Annotated in this window: 18 protein-coding genes; 9 read left to right on the top strand and 9 right to left on the bottom strand. The window is 73.1% G+C overall.

Annotated elements, in window-relative coordinates:
* Position 1 precedes the first annotated feature (1 nt).
* The 3 genes from SAM23877_RS27045 (at position 2) to SAM23877_RS27055 (ending at position 3,879) form a co-directional block, all read left to right on the top strand.
* Positions 2 to 1,225, top strand: a complete 1,224-nt coding sequence (locus SAM23877_RS27045; RefSeq protein ID WP_053138652.1) for an arginine deiminase — start codon at positions 2 to 4, stop codon at positions 1,223 to 1,225.
* 59 nt (positions 1,226 to 1,284) lie between these two features.
* Complete coding sequence (argF, locus tag SAM23877_RS27050) at positions 1,285 to 2,292, top strand: ornithine carbamoyltransferase (RefSeq protein WP_053138655.1); 1,008 nt, start codon at positions 1,285 to 1,287, stop codon at positions 2,290 to 2,292.
* A gap of 138 nt (positions 2,293 to 2,430) precedes the next feature.
* Entirely contained in the window at positions 2,431 to 3,879 is a 1,449-nt protein-coding gene (locus tag SAM23877_RS27055) for an amino acid permease (RefSeq protein ID WP_053138664.1), read from the top strand.
* Here SAM23877_RS27055 and SAM23877_RS27060 read toward each other — a convergent pair.
* A complete protein-coding gene (locus SAM23877_RS27060) occupies positions 3,836 to 4,318 on the bottom strand; it encodes an ATP-binding protein (protein WP_053138667.1) in 483 nt (160 codons plus the stop codon). The genes SAM23877_RS27055 and SAM23877_RS27060 overlap by 44 nt on opposite strands.
* A gap of 248 nt (positions 4,319 to 4,566) precedes the next feature.
* Between SAM23877_RS27060 and SAM23877_RS27065 the strand changes: the two genes are divergently transcribed.
* The gene (locus SAM23877_RS27065; protein WP_053138670.1) at positions 4,567 to 5,394 is read left to right on the top strand and encodes an enoyl-CoA hydratase family protein; all 828 of its coding nucleotides are present in this window, start codon (positions 4,567 to 4,569) and stop codon (positions 5,392 to 5,394) included.
* Between the two features lie 2 nt (positions 5,395 to 5,396).
* Entirely contained in the window at positions 5,397 to 7,787 is a 2,391-nt protein-coding gene (locus SAM23877_RS27070; protein ID WP_079030464.1) for a bifunctional salicylyl-CoA 5-hydroxylase/oxidoreductase, read from the top strand.
* A 90-nt stretch (positions 7,788 to 7,877) separates the two neighbouring features.
* Here the strand turns inward: SAM23877_RS27070 and SAM23877_RS27075 are convergent, their stop codons facing one another.
* Complete coding sequence (locus SAM23877_RS27075) at positions 7,878 to 8,720, bottom strand: PaaX family transcriptional regulator (RefSeq protein ID WP_053138673.1); 843 nt, start codon at positions 8,718 to 8,720, stop codon at positions 7,878 to 7,880.
* 15 nt (positions 8,721 to 8,735) lie between these two features.
* The gene (locus tag SAM23877_RS27080; protein WP_053138676.1) at positions 8,736 to 10,379 is read right to left on the bottom strand and encodes an AMP-binding protein; all 1,644 of its coding nucleotides are present in this window, start codon (positions 10,377 to 10,379) and stop codon (positions 8,736 to 8,738) included.
* Between the two features lie 128 nt (positions 10,380 to 10,507).
* Between SAM23877_RS27080 and SAM23877_RS27085 the strand changes: the two genes are divergently transcribed.
* Positions 10,508 to 11,755: an acyl-CoA dehydrogenase family protein gene (locus tag SAM23877_RS27085; protein WP_053138680.1), complete on the top strand. Its 1,248-nt coding sequence runs from the start codon at positions 10,508 to 10,510 to the stop codon at positions 11,753 to 11,755.
* Positions 11,752 to 12,150, top strand: a complete 399-nt coding sequence (locus tag SAM23877_RS27090) for a RidA family protein (protein WP_053138683.1) — start codon at positions 11,752 to 11,754, stop codon at positions 12,148 to 12,150. Before SAM23877_RS27085 ends, SAM23877_RS27090 begins: the two co-directional genes overlap by 4 nt.
* Before the next feature lie 124 nt (positions 12,151 to 12,274).
* Here SAM23877_RS27090 and SAM23877_RS27095 read toward each other — a convergent pair whose 3' ends face one another.
* Positions 12,275 to 12,484 (bottom strand): DUF5999 family protein, encoded by a 210-nt coding sequence (locus SAM23877_RS27095; protein ID WP_053138686.1) that lies wholly within the window; start codon positions 12,482 to 12,484, stop codon positions 12,275 to 12,277.
* Between the two features lie 240 nt (positions 12,485 to 12,724).
* Between SAM23877_RS27095 and SAM23877_RS27100 the strand changes: the two genes are divergently transcribed.
* Positions 12,725 to 13,165 carry a DUF6299 family protein gene (locus SAM23877_RS27100; RefSeq protein WP_053138689.1) on the top strand — a complete coding sequence of 147 codons (441 nt, stop codon included), beginning with the start codon at positions 12,725 to 12,727 and terminating at the stop codon, positions 13,163 to 13,165.
* A 96-nt stretch (positions 13,166 to 13,261) separates the two neighbouring features.
* Here the strand turns inward: SAM23877_RS27100 and SAM23877_RS27105 are convergent, their stop codons facing one another.
* Both SAM23877_RS27105 and SAM23877_RS41820 read right to left on the bottom strand, forming a co-directional pair.
* Positions 13,262 to 14,149 carry a hypothetical protein gene (locus tag SAM23877_RS27105; protein WP_053138691.1) on the bottom strand — a complete coding sequence of 296 codons (888 nt, stop codon included), beginning with the start codon at positions 14,147 to 14,149 and terminating at the stop codon, positions 13,262 to 13,264.
* Between the two features lie 10 nt (positions 14,150 to 14,159).
* Positions 14,160 to 14,285: a hypothetical protein gene (locus tag SAM23877_RS41820; RefSeq protein ID WP_256359380.1), complete on the bottom strand. Its 126-nt coding sequence runs from the start codon at positions 14,283 to 14,285 to the stop codon at positions 14,160 to 14,162.
* A gap of 500 nt (positions 14,286 to 14,785) precedes the next feature.
* On the opposite strand from SAM23877_RS41820, the gene SAM23877_RS27115 reads away from it, so the two are divergent.
* Entirely contained in the window at positions 14,786 to 16,288 is a 1,503-nt protein-coding gene (locus SAM23877_RS27115) for a SulP family inorganic anion transporter (RefSeq protein ID WP_053138697.1), read from the top strand.
* Positions 16,289 to 16,411: 123 nt separating this feature from the next.
* On the opposite strand, the gene SAM23877_RS27120 is transcribed toward SAM23877_RS27115, so the two are convergent.
* The 3 genes from SAM23877_RS27120 to SAM23877_RS27130 all read right to left on the bottom strand — a co-directional run bounded on the left by SAM23877_RS27120 (position 16,412) and on the right by SAM23877_RS27130 (position 18,795).
* Complete coding sequence (locus SAM23877_RS27120) at positions 16,412 to 16,654, bottom strand: DUF6411 family protein (RefSeq protein ID WP_053138700.1); 243 nt, start codon at positions 16,652 to 16,654, stop codon at positions 16,412 to 16,414.
* A gap of 237 nt (positions 16,655 to 16,891) precedes the next feature.
* Positions 16,892 to 18,460 (bottom strand): sodium:solute symporter family transporter, encoded by a 1,569-nt coding sequence (locus SAM23877_RS27125; protein ID WP_053142921.1) that lies wholly within the window; start codon positions 18,458 to 18,460, stop codon positions 16,892 to 16,894.
* The gene (locus SAM23877_RS27130; protein WP_053138711.1) at positions 18,457 to 18,795 is read right to left on the bottom strand and encodes a hypothetical protein; all 339 of its coding nucleotides are present in this window, start codon (positions 18,793 to 18,795) and stop codon (positions 18,457 to 18,459) included. The genes SAM23877_RS27125 and SAM23877_RS27130 overlap by 4 nt, the downstream gene beginning before the upstream one ends.
* Positions 18,796 to 18,805 lie beyond the last annotated feature (10 nt).

The raw sequence follows: 18,805 nt of genomic DNA on the forward strand, positions 1-18,805 counted from the left end.
CATGGGATTCCACGTCGACTCCGAAGCCGGGCGGCTCACCCGCGTCATCCTGCACCGGCCGGATCTCGAGCTCAAAAGGCTCACCCCCAGCAACAAGGACGCTCTCCTCTTCGACGACGTGCTCTGGGTGCGCCGGGCGCGCGCGGAGCACGACGGGTTCGCCGACGTGCTCCGCGACCGCGGGGTCGCCGTGCACCTCTTCGGCGACCTGCTCACGGAGACCCTGGACCTCCCGGCCGCCCGGCGGCTCGTCCTGGACCGGGTCTTCGACGAGAAGGAGTACGGAGTGCTGGCCACGGACCATCTCCGGGCCGCCTTCGAGACCCTGCCCGCGGGCGAGCTCGCCGAGGCCCTGGTCGGCGGCATGACCAAGCGCGAGTTCCTCCAGGCGCACCCGGAGCCGACCTCCGTGCGCTTCCACGCCATGGAACTGGACGACTTCCTGCTCGGGCCGCTGCCCAACCACCTCTTCACCCGGGACACCTCGGCCTGGATCTACGACGGCGTCTCCATCAACGCCATGCGCTGGCCCGCCCGGCAGCGCGAGACCGTCCACTTCGAGGCGATCTACCGGCACCATCCGCTCTTCCGCGACGAGACCTTCCGCCTGTGGTCGGAGGGCCAGGCCGACTACCCCTCCACCATCGAGGGCGGCGACGTCCTGGTCATCGGCAACGGCGCCGTGCTCATCGGCATGAGCGAGCGGACCACGCCCCAGGCCGTCGAGATGCTCGCCCACAAGCTGTTCGCCGCCGGCTCCGCCCGCACCATCGTGGCCCTGGACATGCCCAAGCGGCGGGCCTTCATGCACCTCGACACCGTGATGACGATGGTCGACGGCGACACCTTCACCCAGTACGCCGGGCTCGGCATGCTCCGCTCGTACACCATCGAGCCGGGGGCGGGCGACAAGGAGCTGAAGGTCACCGACCACCCGCCGGAGCACATGCACCGCGCGATCGCCGCAGCCCTCGGCCTGAACGAGATCAGGGTGCTCACCGCGACCCAGGACGTGCACGCCGCCGAACGCGAGCAGTGGGACGACGGCTGCAACGTCCTGGCCGTCGAGCCCGGCGTCGTCGTCGCCTACGAGCGGAACGCCACCACCAATACCCACCTGCGCAAACAGGGCATCGAGGTGATCGAGATCCCGGGCAGTGAGCTGGGCCGGGGCAGGGGCGGACCGCGCTGCATGAGCTGCCCGGTGGAGCGGCAGGCCGTATAAGAATTCTATTACTCGTATACTGTTCCAGAGTCACGTCCCCGTACCCCTGGAGCGCCCCCATGGCGACAGTCCCGACCGCCCTCGCCGGCCGCCACTTCCTCAAGGAGCTCGACTTCACCGCGGACGAGTTCCGCGCGCTGGTCGAGCTGGCCGCGGAGCTGAAGGCCGCCAAGAAGGCCGGGGCCGAGACGCCGTACCTGCGGGGCAGGAACATCGCGCTGATCTTCGAGAAGACCTCGACGCGCACGCGCTGCGCGTTCGAGGTCGCGGCCGCCGACCAGGGCGCCTCCACGACCTACCTCGACCCGGCGGGCTCGCAGATCGGCCACAAGGAGTCCGTGAAGGACACCGCGCGCGTGCTCGGGCGCATGTTCGACGGGATCGAGTACCGGGGCGACAGCCAGCAGAAGGTGGAGGAGCTCGCGGCCTTCGCCGGCGTGCCCGTCTACAACGGCCTGACCGACGACTGGCACCCGACCCAGATGCTCGCCGACGTGCTCACGATGACCGAGCACGGCGGCAGGCCCCCGCACGAGATCGCCTTCGCCTACCTCGGCGACGCCCGCTTCAACATGGGCAACTCCTACCTGGTCACCGGCGCCCTGCTCGGCATGGACGTGCGCATCGTCGCCCCGGAGTCCTACTGGCCCGCCCAGGAGGTCGTCGACCGGGCGAGGAAGCTCGCCGAGTCGAGCGGGGCGCGCATCACCCTCACCGAGACCGTGGACGAGGGCGTGCGCGGTGCCGACTTCGTCGTCACCGACGTCTGGGTCTCCATGGGCGAGCCCAAGGAGGTCTGGGCCGAGCGCATCAAGGCCCTCGGTCCGTACGCGGTGACCATGGACGTCCTGCGCGCCACCGGGAACCCGGACGTGAAGTTCCTGCACTGCCTCCCCGCCTTCCACGACCTGGGCACCAAGGTCGGCCAGGAGATCTTCGAGGCCCACGGCCTGGAGTCCCTGGAGGTCACGGACGAGGTCTTCGAGTCCGCGCACTCGGTCGTCTTCGACGAGGCGGAGAACCGGCTGCACACCATCAAGGCGGTCCTGGTCGCCACGCTGGCCTGACCCGGCGGCCGGTCGGCCCTGTCGTACCGCCGACCGGCACCGTTATATTGACCGGCGGCCCCGGAGCCACCCCTTCCGGAGCCGTCGGCCGCGACCACCGTCGCGCCCCCGCACCACCAGAAACGAGCACCACCCGCAATGCCCGCTTCCCGTATCAAATCCCCCCACCTCCTCGTCGCCGAATCCGGCGCCGACCGCGAAGGCCACGGCCTGAAGCGCACGATGGGGCTCTTCCAGCTCGTCTGCTTCGGAATCGGCGCCATCGTCGGCACCGGCATCTTCGTCGGCCTCTCCGACTCGGTGGCCGAGGCCGGGCCGGCCGTCGTCGTGTCTTTCGTGCTCGCCGCGATCACCTGTGTGTTCACCGCGTTCGCCTTCGCCGAGCTGGGCGGCGCGATCCCGGTCTCCGGCTCCTCGTACTCCTTCGCCTACGCCGGGCTCGGCGAGCGGACCGCGTTCCTGGTCGGCTGGTGCCTGCTCCTGGAGTACGGCGTCTCCGTCTCCGCGGTCGCGGTCGGCTGGAGCCAGTACGTCAACGAGCTGCTGGACGGCGTCCTCGGCCTCCGGCTGCCCGAGGCGCTCTCCGCGGGGCCCGGCGACGGCGGCGTGGTCAACCTCCCCGCGGTGATCGTCATCGCCCTGGCCTGCGTCCTGCTGGTACGCGGGGTGCGCGAGAGCGCGCGGGCCACGGCCGCGATGGCCGTGCTCAAGCTGGCCGTCCTCCTCGCCTTCTGCGCCATCGGCTTCTACGCCTTCGAGGACGGCAACCTCACCCCGTTCTCACCGGCCGGCCTCGGCGGCATCGGCGCCGGCACCACGGCCGCCTTCTTCTCGTACATCGGCTTCGACGCGATCACCACGGCCGGCGAGGAGGCCAAGAACCCGCGCCGGGACATCCCCATCGCGATCCTGGTCTGCATCGGCCTGGTCACCCTGCTCTACTGCGCGGTCGCCGTCGCCGCGATCGGCGCGGTCGGCGGTGACACGGTCGGTGACCGGCCCGCCGCGCTGTCCTACGTCGTCAACGAGGTCACCGGCTCCGCGATCGGCGGCGGGGTCGTCGCCTTCGGCGCGGTGGTCGCCATCGCCTCGGTGGTGCTCGCCGTGATGTACGGCCAGACCCGCATCCTGATGTCCATGTCCCGCGACGGCCTGATCCCCCGCGTCTTCGAGAAGGTCTCCCCGCGCACCGCGACGCCCGTCGCCGGCACCCTGATCGTCGGCGTGGTCTTCGCCCTCCCGGCGGCCTTCGCCCCGCTGGACGCGGTGGTCAACCTGTGCACCATCGGCACCCTGGCGACCATGGCCGCCGTCAACATCGCGGTGATCGCGCTGCGCCGCCGGGAGCCGGGCCTCGCCCGCACCTTCCGCGTGCCGCTGTACCCGGTGACGCCGCTGCTCGGGGTCGGCTTCTGCCTGTACCTGATGTACGAGACGGGCGGGGCGACCTGGCTCCAGTTCGCGGTGTTCCTCGCCGTGGGCCTGCTGGTGTACACGGCCTACGGGCGGCGGCACTCCCGGCTCGCGGGGGCCGGCGCGCAGGTCACTCCGGGGAGCGACGCGGAGCGGGTACGGCAGGAAGCCTGAACCAGACCGCCTTGCCGGACCCGGTGGGGCGGTGACCGCAGGACGAGCTCAGGGCGCGGATCAGCAGCAGGCCGCGCCCGTGCTCCTGCCAGGGGTCGGGCGGCTCCTTGTCCGGGCGGGTGAGGTCGCCGGGCGGCGACGGGTCCGGATCGTGCACCTCGACCTGGCAGCCGCTCGGCAGCAGCTCCACGACCAGCTCTATCGGCGACCCGCCGGAGGTGTGCTCCACGGCGTTCGCGACCAGTTCCGCCGTGAGCAGCTCCGCGGTGTCGCCGTCGGCCGGGTGCTCCAGCTCGGCCAGCGCCGTCCGCACCAGGGCGCGGGCGACCGGCACGGCCGCAGCGGAGTGCGGCAGCGCGATGCGCCAGGAGGCGGGGGCTGGGATGCGATCGTGCACGGCGAGTCCGTTCTGGAGCAGGCGGTCCTGTCCTGCTTTCAACCTTATGAATGGTACGGGTCCGGTCGGCAGAGCCCTTCGACGGGCACCGTGCGGGACCTTCGGCCCCGCCGAGGGGCGGCCTACCCGGTCGAACTCCGTCCTTCACGCGGATGATCCCGCCGTTACCGCCTCATCGACGGTCTGTGACACATCGGCTATCGCGCCCTCGTGACGACGGTCACGGACGGGTGATAACTTCGAGGGGCAGTGCTCGGTGATGCCGTGCCCGCCCCAGGAGGCCGCCCGTCATGAGTCCCTTCACCGGCTCCACCGCTCCCACCCCCACGTGGCGGCATCTGCGCGTCGACCTCACCGACGGCGTCGCCACCGTCACCCTCGCCCGCCCCGACAAGCTCAACGCCCTCACCTTCGGCGCCTACGCCGACCTGCGCGACCTGCTCGCCGAGCTGTCCCGGGAGCGGTCCGTGCGGGCCCTGGTGCTGGCCGGCGAGGGGCGCGGCTTCTGCTCCGGCGGCGACGTCGACGAGATCATCGGCGCGACCCTCTCCATGGACACCGCCCAGTTGCTGGACTTCAACCGGATGACCGGCCAGGTGGTGCGGGCCGTGCGGGAATGCCCGTTCCCGGTGATCGCCGCGGTCCACGGGGTCGCCGCCGGGGCCGGCGCGGTCCTGGCCCTGGCCGCGGACTTCCGCGTCGCCGACCCGTCCGCCCGCTTCGCCTTCCTCTTCACCCGGGTCGGCCTCTCCGGCGGCGACATGGGCGCCGCCTACCTGCTGCCTCGCGTGGTCGGCCTGGGCCACGCCACCCGGCTGCTGATGCTCGGCGAACCGGTGCGGGCGCCCGAGGCCGAGCGGATCGGCCTGATCAGCGAGCTGACCGACGAGGGCCGCGTCGACGAGGCCGCCCGGTCGCTGGCCCGGCGCCTCGCCGACGGCCCGGCCCTGGCGTACGCCCAGACCAAGGCCCTCCTCACCGCCGAACTGGACATGCCGCTGGCGGCGGCGGTGGAGCTGGACGCCTCGACGCAGGCCCTCCTGATGAAGGGCGAGGACTACGCCGAGTTCCACGCCTCGTTCACGGAGAAGCGGCCTCCGAAGTGGAACGGACGGTAGCGATGCGCACCTCAGGGGCGCGGGGAACCGCGCGACCGGCCACGACGCACCCGCACCCGCACCCGCACTCGCACCCGCACCCGCACTCGCAGGACGAGGGCAACCACGCCCTGCACGTCGCGATCATCGGCGGCGGCCCCGGTGGCCTCTACACCGCCGCCCTCCTCAAACGCCTCGATCCCCGCCGCCGCATCACCGTCTGGGAGCGCAACCCTGCCGACGTCACCTTCGGCTTCGGGGTCGTCCTCTCCGACGAGACCCTGGGCGGCATCGAACACGCCGACCCGGTCGTCTTCGAGGCCCTGGAGCGCCACTTCGTCCGCTGGGACGACATCGACATCGTCCACCGGGGCACCCGCCACACCTCCGGCGGGCACCGCTTCGCCGCCCTCGGCCGCCGCCGTCTCCTGGAGATCCTGCACGACCGCTGCCGCGCCCTCGGCGTCGAGCTGCGCTTCGGCACCGAGGCCCCGCCCCCGGACCGGCTGGCGGGGACGCACGACCTGGTCGTCGCCGCCGACGGCGTGCACAGCGCCACCCGCGAGTCCTACGCCGAGGCCTTCGGGCCGCGTCTCACCGGTCACCGCTGCCGCTACATCTGGCTGGCCGCCGACTTCGCCCTCGACGCCTTCCGCTTCGAGATCGCCGAGACCGAACACGGCGTGATGCAGCTGCACGGCTACCCGTACGCGGCGGACGCCTCCACGGTCATCGTGGAGATGCGCGAGGAGGTCTGGCGGGCGGCCGGCTTCGACGCCCCGGACGAACGGGACTCGGTCGCCCGCTGCGCCAAGATCTTCACCGACACCCTGGGCGGCCGGCCGCTGAAGTCCAACAAGTCGGCCTGGACCACCTTCCGCACCGTCGTCAACGACCGCTGGTCGCACGGGAACGTCGTCCTCCTCGGCGATGCCGCCCACACCGCGCACTTCTCCATCGGCTCGGGCACCAAACTGGCCGTGGAGGACGCCCTCGCGCTCGCCGCCTGCCTGGAGGAGCAGCCGGCCCTCCCCGAGGCACTCGCCGCCTACGAGGCGGAGCGCCGCCCCGTCGTCGCCTCCACCCAGCGGGCGGCCCGGGCCAGCCTGGAATGGTTCGAGGACCTGTCCCGTTACCTCGACCTGCCGCCCCGCCGGTTCGCGTTCAACCTGCTCACCCGCAGCCGCCGCGTCACCCACGAGAACCTGCGGCTGCGCGACGCCCGCTTCACCGAGTCCGTCGAGCGCGAGTTCGGCTGCCCGCCCGGCACGCCCCCGATGTTCACCCCGCTGCGGCTGCGCGGCCTGACGCTGCGCAACCGCGTCGTCGTCTCCCCGATGGACATGTACTCCGCCACCGACGGCGTGCCCGGCGACTTCCACCTGGTCCACCTGGGGGCCAGGGCCCTGGGCGGCGCCGGACTGGTGATGACCGAGATGGTGTGCGTCAGCGCCGAGGGCCGCATCACGCCGGGCTGCGCGGGCCTGTACACCGGCCGGCAGGGCGAGGCGTGGCGGCGGATCACGGACTTCGTGCACGCCCAGGCACCCGGCACCGCCATCGGCGTGCAACTCGGACACAGCGGACGCAAGGGCTCCACCCGGCTGATGTGGGAGGGAATCGACGAACCGCTGCCCGACGGGAACTGGCCGCTGGTGGCCGCCTCCCCGTTGCCGTACAAGCCGGGCAGTCAGATCCCGCGCGCCCTGTCCCGGGCGCAACTGACCGACATTAGGGAGCAGTTCGCCGCCGCCGCCGGCCGGGCCGCCCGGGCCGGCTTCGACCTGCTCGAACTGCACTGCGCCCACGGCTACCTGCTCTCCGGCTTCCTCTCCCCGCTCACCAACCTCCGCACCGACGCCTACGGCGGATCACCGGAGAAGCGGCTGCGCTTCCCGCTGGAGGTATTCGACGCCGTACGCGCGGTGTGGCCGCAGGAGCGGCCCATGACCGTCCGTATCTCCGCGACCGACTGGGCCGAGGGCGGCACCAGCGGCGACGAGGCCGTGGCGATCGCCCGCGCCTTCGCGGCACACGGCGCCGACGCCGTCGACGTGTCCACGGGGCAGGTCGTCGCCGACGAGCGGCCGGAGTACGGGCGCTCGTACCAGACGCCGTACGCGGACCGCGTCCGCAACGAGGCGGGCGTCCCGGTGATCGCCGTCGGCGCGATCTCCTCCTGGGACGACGTCAACTCGCTGATCCTGGCCGGACGCGCCGACCTGTGCGCCCTGGCCCGCCCCCACCTCTACGACCCGCACTGGACGCTGCACGCGGCGGCCGAGCAGGGATACGAGGGACCGGGCGCCGTGTGGCCCACGCCGTACCGGGCGGGCAGCCGCCGTCCGGTGACCGGACGCGCCGACGGGCCCAGGCCCCGGCTCACGCTGCGCGGCGGTCACCAGGACGTGTAGCCCCAGGTCGCGGACGCCGCCCGCGGCGGCCCGGGGATCGCGTCGCTCCCGGGCAGCGCACGGCCGGGCCGTGGTGGAGCATGACACGAGTCACCGGTCGGGGTGTGAGGGCTCCGGCGTCACGTAGAGCGCGCCCGCGTCGCGCAGCCGCTCGTGCAGGGCCCGGAAGACGGCCGCCGACCGCGCACCGGGCCAGTCCACGGGAAGCAGTCGGGCGGGCAGCCCCGGGTCGGTGTAGGGCAGGTGGCGCCAGGAGTCCAGGGCCAGGAGGTAGTCGCGGTAGGCCTCTTCGGGCGGGGTGTCCGCCCGGCGCTCCCAGTCGTGCAGCACGCGCGCGTGGCGGTCGAGGAACGCCTCGTGCTCCTTGGCGATCGCGTCCAGGTCCCACCAGCGGGCCACTGCCTCGGCGGTCGGTGGGAAACCGAGATGCGCACCGCGGAAGAAGTCCACGTAGGCGTCGAGGCCCAGGCGGCCCAGCGCGTGCCGGGTCTCCTCGTACAGCCGGGCCGGGGCGATCCACACGCCGGGGGCCGCGGTGCCGAAGCCCAGACCGGCCAGGCGGGAGCGCAGCACGTGCCGCTTCTGCCGCTGGGACTCCGGCACCGAGAACACGGCCAGCACCCAGCCCTCGTCCTCGTAGGGCGCCCTGGCGTAGACGCGCCGGTCCCCGTCGTCGAGCAGTTGCCGGGCCTCGGCGGACAGCTCGTACCCGGCCGCGCCCCGGGCCGTACGGGCGGGCAGCAGCAGCCCGCGCCGCTTCAGCCGGGACACCGACGAGCGTACGGAGGGGGCGTCCACCCCGACCGCGGCCAGCAGTCGGATCAGCTCGGCGACGGGCACCGGGCCCGGCATGAAACGGCCGTAGGCGCCGTAGAGCGTGACGATCAGGGACCTGGGGGCGTGCTGCGCGTGCTGCTCGGACACATTGATCATCTTATGTCGTCGGCATTACCCCTGGTCACCTCGGGAACGGCCGGGCGAGGGCAGGAGCCGGTAGCGCTGGAGCTTGCCGGTCGCCGTGCGCGGCAGCGCGTCCGGGAAGAGGATCTCGCGCGGGCACTTGTACGGCGCCAACTCGGCCCTGAGGAACGCGCGCAGCGCGTCGGCGTCCCGCTCGGCGCCCTCCCTCAGCACCGCGTGCGCCACCACGACCTGCCCGCGGTGCGCGTCGGGCCGGCCCACCACCGCTGCCTCCACGACGTCCGGATGCCGCAGCAGCGCGTCCTCCACCTCCGGCCCGGCGATGTTGTATCCGGCGGAGATGATCATGTCGTCGGCGCGTGCCACGTACCGGAAGTACCCGTCGGGCTCGCGGACGTAGGTGTCCCCGGTGATGTTCCAGCCGCCGCGCACGTACTCCCGCTGCCGCGGATCGGCGAGGTACCGGCAGCCCACCGGCCCCCGTACCGCCAGGAGCCCGGGTTCCCCGTCCGGCACGGGCACACCGTCCTCGTCCTGCACGCGGGCGTGCCACCCCGGTACCGGCACGCCCGTCGTACCCGGCCTGATGTCCCCGTCGGCCGCGGAGACGAAGATGTGCAGCAGCTCCGTGGCCCCGATGCCGTTGATGATGCGCAGACCGGTGCGCTCGTGCCACGCCCGCCAGGTGGCCGCGGGCAGGTTCTCGCCCGCGGAGACGCACCGCCGCAGGCACGCCACGTCGTACCCGTCCAGTTCGTCGAGCATCGCGCGGTACGCCGTCGGCGCGGTGAACAGCACCGACACCCGGTGCTCCGCGACGGCGGGCAACAGCTGCCTGGGGCCCGCCTGTTCGAGCAGCAGGGCGCTGGCCCCGGCCCGCATCGGGAAGATCACCAGTCCGCCGAGCCCGAAGGTGAAGCCGAGCGGCGGGCTGCCCGCGAAGACGTCGTCCGCGCGGGGTCGCAGGACGTGCCGGGAGAAGGTGTCGGCGATGGCCAGCACGTCGCGGTGGAAGTGCATACAGCCCTTGGGGCGGCCGGTCGTGCCCGAGGTGAAGGCGATCAACGCCACGTCGTCGGCCGCCGTGTCCACGGCCGGGTACGGCGTGCCGGGCGCCGTCCCGTCCTCCGCGCGGGCCAGCAGGTCGTCCGGCGCCTCCCCGCCGTACGTCGTGATCCGCAGCCCGGGGACCTCCGCCTTGGTGAGGTCGTCGACGGCCCGGACGTCGCACAGTGCGTGCCGCACCCGCGCGATGTCGCAGATCGCGCGCAGTTCGTTCGGGCGCTGCTGGGCCAGCACGGTGACCGCCACCGCGCCCGCCTTCAGCACCGCCAGCCAGCAGGCGGCCAGCCACGGGGTGGTGGGGCCGCGCAGCAGCACCCGGTTGCCGGGGACGACACCCAGGTCGCCGGTGAGCAGATGGGCGAGCCGGTCGACGCGGGCCCGCAGCAGGCCGTAGCTCCAGCTCTCCCCGGAGGGCGTGCGGAAGACCGGGCGGTCGGCGGGCGGGCCGGTGAGCAGCTCGGCGGCGCAGTTCAGCCGGGCGGGGTAGCGCAGCTCCGGCAGGTCGAAGCGGAGCTCGGGCCACTGGTCGGGGGGCGGCAGGTGCTCGCGCGCGAAGGTGTCGACGTGGGCCGAGCGGTGCGGTTCCGCGCGGTGCGGGTCTGCCATGGCGGTTCGCCCCCTTTGTCGTGGTGGGCTCGCGCAAGGAGCGTATCGTGTCGGTGACGACAGTCAATGGGGCGCGATAACCTGGAGTCCGGCCCGGTGGGACAGGGGAGCAGGGGAAGGGACCGGCGATGACCGCATTCTCGCTCGAACCGGCACAACTCGCCTGGTGCGCCGAGGTGCGCGCCCTGGCCGCCGAGCGGCTGCGCCCGCTGGCCGACAAGGGCGAACCGGGGCGCGTCAACCGCGCCCTCGTCACCGAACTCGGCGCCCTCGGACTGCTGCCCCGCCTCTTCACCTCGGGCGCGCTCGACCTGTGCCTGATGCGGGAGTCCCTCGCCCACGCCTGCACGGAGGCCGAGACCGCCCTCGCCCTCCAGGGCCTGGGCGCCCACCCCGTGCACGCCCACGGCACCGAGGCCCAGCGCGCCCGCTGGCTGCCCCGCGTCGCCGACGGCAGCGCGGTGGCCGCCTTCGCCCTCAGCGAGCCCGACGCCGGCTCGGACGCGGCGGCGCTGAGGCTGAGCGCGGAACCGGATCCTCGACCTGATCCGGCTCCTCTCCCGGCTCCTCTTCCGGCTTCGGACCGCTCCCCGGCTCCGGACCACCCACCGGCCCCTGACCCCCTGGCCGCGGAACGTGACGGCCGCTCCGGCTGGCGGCTCACCGGGGAGAAGTGCTGGATCTCCAACGCCCCCGAGGCCGACTTCTACACCGTCTTCGCCCGCACCACGCCGGGCGCCGGCGCCCGCGGCGTCACCGCCTTCCTGGTGCCGGCCGACCGCCCCGGCCTGAGCGGCACCCCGCTCGACATGCTCTCCCCGCACCCCGTCGGCGCCCTCGCCTTCGACGCCGTTCCCGTCACCGCCGACGACGTCCTCGGAGAACCCGACCGGGGCTTCCGGGTCGCCATGGGCACCCTCAACCTGTTCCGCCCCAGCGTCGGCGCCTTCGCGGTCGGCATGGCGCAGGCCGCCCTGGACGCCACCCTCGCGCACACCAGCACCCGCGACGCCTTCGGCGGCAAGCTGCGCGACCTCCAGGCCGTCTCCCACCAGGTCGCCGAGATGGCCCTGCGCACCGAGGCGGCCCGTCTGATGGTGTACGCCGCGGCGACGGCGTACGACGAGGGTGCCGCGGACGTACCCCGGCGCGCCGCGATGGCGAAGCTCCTCGCCACCGAGACCGCCCAGTACGTCGTCGACCGGGCCGTCCAGCTGCACGGCGCCCGCGCCCTGCGCCGCGGCCACCTGCTCGAACACCTCTACCGCGAGGTGCGCGCCCCGCGCGTCTACGAGGGCGCGAGCGAGGTGCAGCGCGGCATCATCGCCAAGGAGCTGTACCGCACCCGGAACACGACGGAGGAGCTCGGGACATGACCGTGGAACGGGTGAACCCGTCCGAACTCTCCCCGCCGACCGGCTTCTCCCACGCCGTCGCGGCCACCGGCACCCGCGTCGTCTTCCTGGCCGGTCAGACCGCCCTCGACACCGACGGCGAGGTCGTCGGCGACACCCTCCCCGCCCAGTTCGAGAGGGCCCTCGGCAACCTCCTGACCGCCCTGCGCGCGGCCGGCGGCACCCCCGCCGACCTCGCCCGGGTCACCGTCTACGCCACCGACGTCGCCGCCTACCGGGACCACGCCGCCGACCTCGGCCGCCTCTGGCGCGAGCTGGCGGGCCGCGACTATCCGGCGATGGCGGTCGTCCAGGTCGTACGCCTGTGGGACGAGCGGGCGTTGGTGGAGCTCGACGGGTTCGCCGTACTGCCGTAGGGCTGCCCACCGCGGTGGGGCGGGTGCGGTGCGGGTGCACGCCCACCGTGCTCCCGCGGGCGCCGGCCCCGCCCCGGACGGTCGGCGCGTGGTCCGCGCGGGTCCCCTCGGGGCCGGGCAGGAGTCAGGCGGCCATCGCCAGGCGCCCGGCGGGCATCCGGCACGGTGCGACCACGCTGCCGTCGGGCAGCAGTTCGCCGGTGTCGTCGAAGACGATCGTGCCGTCGCACAGGAGGTTCCAGCCCTGCTCGGGGTGGGTGGCGACGACGTGCGCGGTGCCGGCCCGCGCGGCGGGGGAGTCGGCCGCGGAGCGGGAAGGCCGGTGAGTGCACATGGCGCACCTCCACATCGGATGACCGTCCCGTCATCGGGACCGTCGCGTGTACCGACCGTGCGCCCGGCGGCGACGCCTCGCCAACACCCGGGCGGCAAGCGTGACAACACCCGGACAACCCGGCGACGGTTCCACGACGACCGACGCGGACTCGCCACCGAAGGGGTGACGGTCACTCCAGCCGGCCCGTGCGCCGGGTACCAGTGGAACCCCCCATTCCGCCCGACCGGGAGGTTCTCCATGCCCGTACGATCCGCGGCCCTCGCCATGGCCGCCGGTGCCGCCCTGCTGCTGGCCGCCCCCACCGCCACGGCAGTCACCCACGACGCCCGCCATGTCACGGAGTCGGTGACCGTCGACCCGACCGGCCGTATCGCGGCGGACGGCAGCGTCACCCTGTCCGGGACCTACCGCTGCACCGCCGGCACCGGTCCCGTCTTCGTCAGCTCCTCCGTGAGCCAGGGCGATCCGTCCGTCCGGTACGGCATCGGCGGCACCCGCGCGGTGTGCGACGGCCTCGAGCACCGCTGGGTCAACACGGGCACGCCCTCCCAGAACGCGCTGGAGCCCGGCGCGGCCCACGTCGAGGCGACCCTGATGGAGCTGCGGACCACGGGGATCCTTCCGCTGCCGAGCTTCCACGCCCGGCAGGGCCAGGACGTGACGCTGACCGCGGGCTGAGCCTCGGCGCCACCGGGCCCCGCACCGCTCCGGCGCGGGGCCCGCACCTCGCGTACGACGACGTCCGGGGCGGCGGGGGCGGCGTTCGGCCGACGGTCAGGGCCGCTTCCCGGGCCCGGCGCCGGGCCTCGGCGTACGCGAGGGACGCATCCGCTGATGCGGCAGGGACACCGCCTCCGGGGCCGCCCCCGGATCCGCCGCGTCCGCCGACCCGTCCTCGGACGCCGGTGAGGGCTCGGGGCGCTGGCGGTGACGCGGCAGCGCCCGCCGGGGCGGACGGGTGAGCGTGATCTGGCGGACGATCTGCTGGAAGCAGACCAGTGCCGCCAGCCCCGGGAGGGCGGCGGCCCCGCCGTCGCTGAGCGTTCGGGGCGCCTGCGCGACGCACAGCAGCATCGCGATCGCGGAGAACAGCAGGACCACGGCCCAGGAGTGGACCGCGCGGCGCTGGTGCAGCGCGGACCGCAGCACGGCCAACGACGCCACCAGCCAGGGCCCGTAGACCAGCAGGGGCCACCACGACACGACACCGGCACGGGTGCGGGTCACGGCCGCCAGGCGCAGCGGCTCGTAGGCCACCATGCCGCCGAACAGACTCACGGAGGCCGCGATGACCGCGGCGAGCGCCGCCACGAAAAGACTCGCGGCACGCAGTCGGCTCACTTTCCTGCGAATACGGCGGTGACTTGTCGGAAATTCGCGCAGCGGCGGAAGTTCCGCTGTGATTTCCTGCAAATTACTCAACGGCGTACCCGGCGCGGGAGTGATCACCGAGGTGTCCGTCGTCCCCTGAATGACGGTGGCCTGCTGTTCCATCGCGTCCTGGAGCAGGAACGCGAGCTCCTCGGCCGGGTCCCAGCCGGGTTCCGGCGGGACCAGCGCCTCCTGCGGCGGCCCCTCCGGCGCCCGGTGCCGGCCGGTGCCCGAGGAGCCGAACGGCCCCTCTCCGTACGTCATGTGATGGCGCATCTGTTCCTCGTGCATGACGCCCCGGTCACTCCGCCCCGGTGTACGTGAGGGCTTCCTGGGACCGGCGCCACCGCTCCGCGAGGCCGGCCTCCAGCTCGGTCATGACGTCCAGGAAGCGTTGGAGCACGGGCTCCGTCACCCGGAGGGGCACGGGGAGCCCACCTCTGGTCAGAGCCCCCTCGCTCGGTGACGGGCAGTGATCTCTACCGGGCTGGTAAATGTATGGCCCAAGCGTCACCAATTCCGCGCATTCCTCTGTCATATCCGAAGTAACGTCTGCCTACTCCATCGGATGCGCGGCAGTCGAGTGAACGATTTCTGCGATACTTACCCAATCTCGAATTCACACCGGATCGAATGTCATGCAGTACGAAGACCGGTGCCGTACGAGGTGCCCCGGGCATGGACGGAGCGGCGGGGTCGCGTCCTGGGCGGGGGTCGGGGAGGGCGCCCTCACCTCGGGGCAAGGTAGACTTCCGCGACTTCCGGGCAATGACGCCCGACCGGCGGCCAGAGGGTCGCCGCACTGCCCGGCGAGGCCCCCCGCGAGGCGGCCGGGCCGCCGGGGGAGCCGCACTCCCGCGGGCTCACGAAACACCGCGCGTGCGTGTCCAGTGGCAGGGACGCCTGCGCCCGAACAGGAACGGTCGCATGTCCTCACCGCTGCCCGCAGCTCCACGGTTCCGCATGTCCAAGCCCGACTGGCTCGCCTCCCCGAAGGTCCTGCGCACCGAGGTGCTGGCCGGTCTGGTGGTGGCCCTGGCGCTCATCCCGGAGGCCATCTCCTTCTCGATCATCGCCGGTGTCGACCCCGGCATCGGTCTCTTCGCCTCCTTCACCATGGCGGTCGTCATCTCCGTGGTGGGGGGCCGCAAGGCGATGATCTCCGCCGCCACCGGTGCGGTCGCCCTCGTCATCGCGCCGCTGAACCGTGAGCACGGGCTGGGTCACCTGGTCGCCGCCGTCATCCTGGCCGGCGTCTTCCAGGTGATCCTCGGTGTGCTCGGCGTCGCCAGGCTGATGCGGTTCGTGCCCCGCTCGGTGATGGTCGGCTTCGTCAACGCGCTGGCCATCCTGATCTTCACGGCGCAGGTGCCGGAGATGCACGACGTGCCGTGGGCCGTCTATCCGCTGCTCGCGGGAGGCCTGACCCTGATGGTGTTCTTCCCCAAGGTCACCAAGGTGCTCCCGGCGCCGCTGGTCTCCATCGTCGTACTGACCGTGATCACCGTCGCGGCCGGCATCGCGGTCCCGACGGTCGGGGACAAGGGCGAGCTGCCGTCCTCCCTGCCCGTCCCCGGGCTGCCCGACGTCCCCTTCACCGTGGACACCCTGACGACCATCGCGCCCTACGCCCTCGCCATGGCGCTGGTGGGCCTGATGGAGTCGCTGATGACGGCCAAGCTGGTCGACGACATCACCGACACCCCCTCGAACAAGACCCGCGAGTCCGTCGGCCAGGGCATCGCCAACATCGTCACCGGCTTCTTCGGCGGCATGGGCGGCTGCGCCATGATCGGCCAGACGATGATCAACGTGAAGGTGTCCGGCGCCCGTACCCGCCTGTCCACCTTCCTGGCCGGCTCCTTCCTGATGGTGCTGTGCATCGTCTTCGGCCCGGTCGTCTCCGACATCCCCATGGCCGCGCTCGTCGCCGTCATGGTCATGGTGTCGGTCGGCACCTTCGACTGGCACTCGATCCGGCCCGCGACCCTCCGGCGCATGCCGCTCGGCGAGACCGTCGTCATGGTGGCCACGGTGGTCGTCGTGGTGGCCACCCACAACCTCGCCGTGGGCGTCGTCGTCGGCTCCGTCACCGCGATGATCATCTTCGCCAGGCGGGTCGCCCACCTGGCCGACGTCTGCGGTGTCGTCGACCCCGAGGGCAAGCAGGTCGTCTACGCGGTCACCGGCGAGCTGTTCTTCGCCTCGTCCAACGACCTCGTCCACCGCTTCGACTACAAGGGCGACCCCGACGACGTCGTCATCGACCTGTCCGGCACCCACGTCTGGGACGCGTCCTCCGTCGCCGCCCTGGACGCCGTCGAGACCAAGTACGCCCAGCGCGGCAAGAAGGTCACCATCACCGGCCTCAACGAGCCCAGCGCCGACATGCGCCGGCGACTGGCGGGTCAGCTCACCGGCGGCCACTGAGCGGGCCCGGACAGAGCCGTCGCCGTGGCCGGTGCCGCTGGGGCACCGGCCACGGCGACGGGCCTGTATGCGGTCACACCGGCCGCGACCACGTGCGGGGGGTCAGGGCGTTCGGCCCCGCCGTCAGAACGGCATGCGGCCGCGGGCGCGCCGGCCGGCCGAGCCACTGCGGCCGACGGCCTTGGAGCTGCTGCGGAAGGGCTTGCTGAGGGCGCGGCCCAGGACACCGGGGGCCTTCCCGCCGGCACGTGACCCGACGCCGAGCGTCCGCTGGGTTCCGCGCTGTGGGTGGTGGGACAGGCGCGGTACGAGGAAAGCGAGTACGAGAAGGACGGCGCAGACAGCGACGATCCCGACAACCATCATGATGGGCCTCCCGAAGTGTGGCGTGCCCTCCGCGTGCCCCGAGGGCGGGACGACATGCCCGACGGGAACCGGACGGGCCGGACGCGCCCCGCGCCGGACCGGCCGGTGATCTCACCGATCCTCGGCGACGTCCGCCACAAGAACTGGTGACACCGCGGCGACCGGTCGGCGTGCGCGGCCCCGCCGTCCGGCCGGACCGCCCACCCCGAAGTCACCGGTGGGCGGCCTGCGGGCGGTTCAGGCGGTGTCCAGCTCCGCGCGGCGCTCCCAGCCCGGTGCCCCGCCCGCCTTCCGGCCGGGACCGGTGACGCTGCCCAGCCAGCCGAGCAGGAATCCGGCGGGCACCGTCAGCAGGCCCGGGATCGTCACGTCCCAGACCCGGAAGTCGACACCCGGGAAGATCGACTCGGGCGTGCCCGACGTGTACGGCGACAGCGCGAGCGCCGCGACGCTCAGTGCGGTGGCCCCCCACAGGCACCACAGCGCGCCACGGGCCGTGAACCCGGGCCAGTACAGGGCGTACAGCAGGACGGGCGCGAGGGCGGCGCCGCAGACGGCGAGCCAGAGCGTCGAGACGACCACCAGGTTCCAGTCGGCGGCGACGACCGCCATCAGTGTGGCCACCGCCCCCGTCAGGGCCGCGGAGCCCCGCGACGCGGCACCGTCCGCCAGCCCCGTCGTCCGTCTGCCGGACGCGCCCAGCACGTCCCGGCCCAGGGCGATGCCGGCGGCGAGCGTCACATCCACCACGGCCGCCAGCGCGGTGAGGAAGAGGACGCAGGCCAGGGCCGCGACCAGGATGCCCCCGCTGTCCAGCGCCCGCCCGAGCAGCAGCGGCGTGAACGCCTGAGCCGCCGGCCCGGCCTCGCGCAGCGCCCCGCCGACCAGGGCCGCCGCCCCGATGCCGACCACGGCGAGCGCGCCGTACAGCAGGGTGAGTTCGCCGAGCATCCAGCGGCCGACGGTCCGGGCGCCCCGGGGGCTCTTCGTCGCGATGGCCCGCATCAGCACGGCGGGCATCGCCAGCGTGGCCATCGACATGCCGAGGGTCTGACCGATCCGGTTCACGGCGCCCACCCACCCGTCGCCGGTGTAGCCGCCCGGCCGCAGAAAGGCCTCACCCGTCCCCGAGCCGTGCGCGGCGGCGTCGAGCAGCCGCCCGGGGTCCCCGCCGAAGCGGTGGAGCACGAGCACGGCGGCGATCACCAGCACGGGCAGCGTGACCACCGACTTCGCGATCATGACCACGCCGGTGCCCCGGATCCCGCCGCTGACGGCCAGCGCCGTCATCACGCAGCCGATCACCACGACGCAGCCGGTCCGCACACCCGGCTGCCCGATCAGCGCGGCGGCCACGTTGCCGACCACCACCAACTGCACGACCAGCAGCGGGAAGCAGACGAGCAGGGTCACCGTGCCCCACGAGACACGCACGGCGGGCCCGCCGCTGCCGCGCGCGTCCAGCATGTCCGCGGGGGTCAACGAGGCGTGCCTGCGCAGCGGCTCGATGACCAGCACCAGGAGCAGCAGCACCCCGATCAGGCTGCCCAGCATGACGCCGAGGCCGTCGAAGCCGAAGGTGGCGACCATGCCCACCAGTACGGTGACCGTCGCGACCGTGGTGGTGTCGCCGCCCATCGCGATGCCCTGCTGCCAGGAGCGCAGCCGACGGCTGTCGGACCGTACGAGGGCCCGGTCGTCCTCGTCGGCGCCGGTGACGACGCACAGCATCAGGCAGATCACGACGAACACCGAGAACACGGCGAAGACCAGGGACCGCGACGAGGGTTCGAGGAGCGTGGTCACGACCACCTCCGCGCGTCCTGCTGCGGCTCGAGCCGGTCGATCCGCCGCCCGTACACCATCAGTGCGTGCACCCCGACGGCGAGCGGCACCACGGCGAGGAGCACCCCGAGGCTCAGCGGCCCCGCGACGCGCGTGCCGTACGCGGCGGGTGCGAGGGCGGCGGGCACCACGTAGAGCAGCCAGACGACGGCGATCCGGAGTCCGAGGCGCAGACCGACGGCCAGTCGTGCCGCTTCCTCGGCGTCCCGTCGCTCGTGTTCCGCCGGGCCCTGTGCGCCGGCTGGGCGCTCGTCATGGTGAGGCGGCCCGTGCCAGGGCTGCGGTCCCAAGGACATGTGTGCGGCT

The sequence above is a fragment of the Streptomyces ambofaciens ATCC 23877 genome (assembly GCF_001267885.1).
Taxonomy (GTDB): domain Bacteria; phylum Actinomycetota; class Actinomycetes; order Streptomycetales; family Streptomycetaceae; genus Streptomyces; species Streptomyces ambofaciens.